The sequence below is a fragment of the Nocardia sp. NPDC060220 genome (genome assembly GCF_042727815.1).
Lineage (GTDB): Bacteria > Actinomycetota > Actinomycetes > Mycobacteriales > Mycobacteriaceae > Nocardia.
This window is the reverse complement of sequence record NZ_JBHWZY010000873.1, coordinates 1-2,809: the sequence shown is the minus strand read 5'-3', so window position 1 is coordinate 2,809 and position 2,809 is coordinate 1. Positions and strand designations below refer to the sequence as shown.

Annotated in this window: 2 protein-coding genes and 2 pseudogenes; all 4 read right to left on the bottom strand. The window is 66.7% G+C overall.

Annotated features, from left to right (window positions below; genetic code table 11):
* Positions 1–398: pseudogene (locus ACFWF3_RS31065) on the bottom strand (hypothetical protein); the annotation flags it as partial.
* Positions 399–565: 167 nt separating this feature from the next.
* Entirely contained in the window at positions 566–1,237 is a 672-nt protein-coding gene (locus tag ACFWF3_RS31060; RefSeq protein WP_379317282.1) for a hypothetical protein, read from the bottom strand.
* A 537-nt stretch (positions 1,238–1,774) separates the two neighbouring features.
* Positions 1,775–2,368 (bottom strand): SRPBCC family protein, encoded by a 594-nt coding sequence (locus ACFWF3_RS31055; protein WP_379317280.1) that lies wholly within the window; start codon positions 2,366–2,368, stop codon positions 1,775–1,777.
* 40 nt (positions 2,369–2,408) lie between these two features.
* Positions 2,409–2,809 (bottom strand): annotated as a pseudogene (locus ACFWF3_RS31050) (hypothetical protein); the annotation flags it as partial.

The window sequence follows — 2,809 nt, the reverse complement described above, 5'->3', positions numbered from 1 at the left end:
ATCAGAAAGATTCCACCGACCATGCACAGGCCCGGCGCTCCGACAACCATCCTCAGCGGTGTCGAGATCACGATGGTGAGCAGTCCGGCGGCGACGAGCACGAAGCCGGCGACCATCGATGCGATCACCAGTCTGCGGCGATTCTCAGGACTGATCCGCGGCAGCGCGAATTCCCGGAACATCCTGCGGCAGAAGAGATATGCCGTGAACAGGCAGGCGCTCGCCGCGAGCGGGATGAACAGGGAATCCTGACTGCGCATCAAGTAGTCCTGGGTGGTCAGGCCAAGAGTTGTGGCGTTCACGCCGAAGTAGTCGAAAAACCAGTAGGCGTGGGACCAGCCGAAGAAGAACAGCAGTGCGGTGATCAACGTAGTGGGCGCAGCGAAGTTGCGGATCATCAGGCTGAGGCGGGACAGTCCGGTGTCTCCCGGTGCAGCCGAGGTCGAGGCTTGCGGTGGCTGCGCGGGTCGGGGAACACCCGTCGACCGGTGTGTGGCGCGTCCAGAACGCGCGGTCCCGGCGGGACGAAATCCAGAGCCCATATCGTCGTCCTATCAGTTGCCGATCATCCACCGGACGGTGCTGGTGGATAATCGGTGCCGCCGTTCGTGGCTCCGCTGTTGCCGGTGCCCGGGGCCGTCTCACCACCCCCGGACTTGCTGTTGCCCGTGCCCGCACCATCGCCGGTACTGCCGCTCCCGCCGGTGCCGCCCTCGGTGGTGGCGCCGCCAGTCGTGCCGCCGCGCTCGGTGGTGGCGCCGCCAGTCGTGCCGCCGCCCTCCGTTGTCTCGCCGCCGCTACCACCGGTACCGTCTCCGCCGCCGCTGATGGGGCAAGGTTGTTTACCGGAGAGCTGAACCGTCACGGTCGTCCCAGCCTCGACGGTCGCCCCGTCGGTCGGCGAGAATCCCGAATACGCACAATCGGATTCCAGTGGCAACGTGATGGTGTAGGCGAGCTCGACACAACCCGCTGCATGGCCTGCCTCCTGGCAGGCCGACGCGAACGCGGCATCGATGCGTCCCTTCAAGTCCGCGGTGAGCGGAGAACCCTTCTCCTGGAAAGACGGGATTTTGACCGGTGAACCCTTCGCCTGGTTTCCACCACCCGGCTTATCCGGAGGTGGTGCGCCGCCGGCAGGAGGTGGGGAGTACGGACCTACCGGACCGCCGGGCGCGGGAGCTCCCGCGCCGTCCTGGCCGATCGGTCCACCCGGCGCGGGGCCGCTGCCAGGCAATTGCTCTCCCGGTTCCGTTGCCGAAGCCTCTACATTCGCGGCTGTCGGTGCGGGCGAGAGCGATTCGGGCGGGGGGCGGACGCATCCGGCCGATACCGTCGCAATCGCGGCCGCGGTCACGATCACCAGCCATCCAGGGGTGATTCCGGCGGACGAACAAGCGCCGAGACGACCTCGACCGCGCGCCGCGTCACACCGATCGGATTCGCATCGCATCGCCCGCTCCTCTCGTGCAATGAGACGAGAATGCGCCAAGCGGGCACGGCATGCACGAGTACTCGACTACTCGCCTCGCTCACGACACGAGTCCGATGAACGCCAGGCGGTCAGGTCATCGTGGTCCGGTCGGACACTCCCCGCCAACCACACGGCAATCCGCAGGTCGCGACGACCCTTGTCACGATGTGGCCGTCGGCGAAGATACTGACCGCGTGTGCTTGCGCCGGGTAGCCACAGGCGCCGCAGGTGCCGAAGTAGTTGAGAATCTCCCGACTGACCCCGGCATCGAAATTCGGAACCGGCTCCACATCGTGCCTTTCAGCGGTAGTAGTTCGCCCATCTCCCGAGAACGACCCGGACGAACGGGCGAATGAAGAACGCGGTCCAGCTCAGTCGGAGGAAAGCGAAGACAGCTGGCCTCCCCGCGATCGTCCACCGGAGAACCGTCGTCCCCTCGGGCGTTTCGGAAAGGTGGAAGTCCATGGTGTAGGACTTGACCAGCAGCGGGATCGAGGTCTTGATGCCGGCCACACTCAGCCGGGTGTGTGGATCGCGGCGGGTGACCTGTTCCGCGGCGGCGAAGACGATCGCGTCGAGGGTGCGGACGGTTCCCGGACCACGTTCCTGGTCACGGTAGGTGACGCCGTCGATCATCGGGATCCAGGTGAAGGCGCCGTCCTCGAGTGCGGACCACACTTCCCACGGCATGGCGGCGAAGTCCTGCTCGACCGACATCTGGAAGGTCGGGCGCCGGGATTCGATCAGCCGGATCGCGTGGTCGTCGACCGGCGGGGTCTCGGCGCCGAGCAGCCGTGCGGCGCGGCGCTGCAGGACGAGCAGAACGACGAGACCGCCGACCGCGGCCACAACGAGGGCCCCGAGTGCGGTGCCGAGGAGAACGAGCCAAACCATGTGCAGCGCAGTCCTTGTCGCGGGAGTGGAGGAGTCGGTTTCACGGTGTGGTGCGCAGCATGGGCGAGGAGACTTTGCTCGTCAGCCATCGGTCGCCGGACTTCGCCAGCGACAACGTGATCGACAGCTGACCACGGCGGGGCTGCTGCTGGGTGCCGACGCTGGCGATGGACTGGTCGACGACGACGAGCGCCTCGGCGGTGTCGGTACCGCTGGTGGCGATCGCGCAGTCGACGGTGCCCGCCGTCGACTGCACTCGGCCCTGGATCAGGACTTCGCGCAGATCGGCACTGGTGGACTCGAATTCTTGTTTCCACGCGCCGGTGGCCCGGTCGAGCACGGCGGCGAAGTAGGCGTCGAGATCGGTGGCGTTGTAGGTCGACAGCACCGAGCCGTACGCGCAGGCGGCCGCCCGTGCCTCGGTGCGTGATCGCTCGAGTT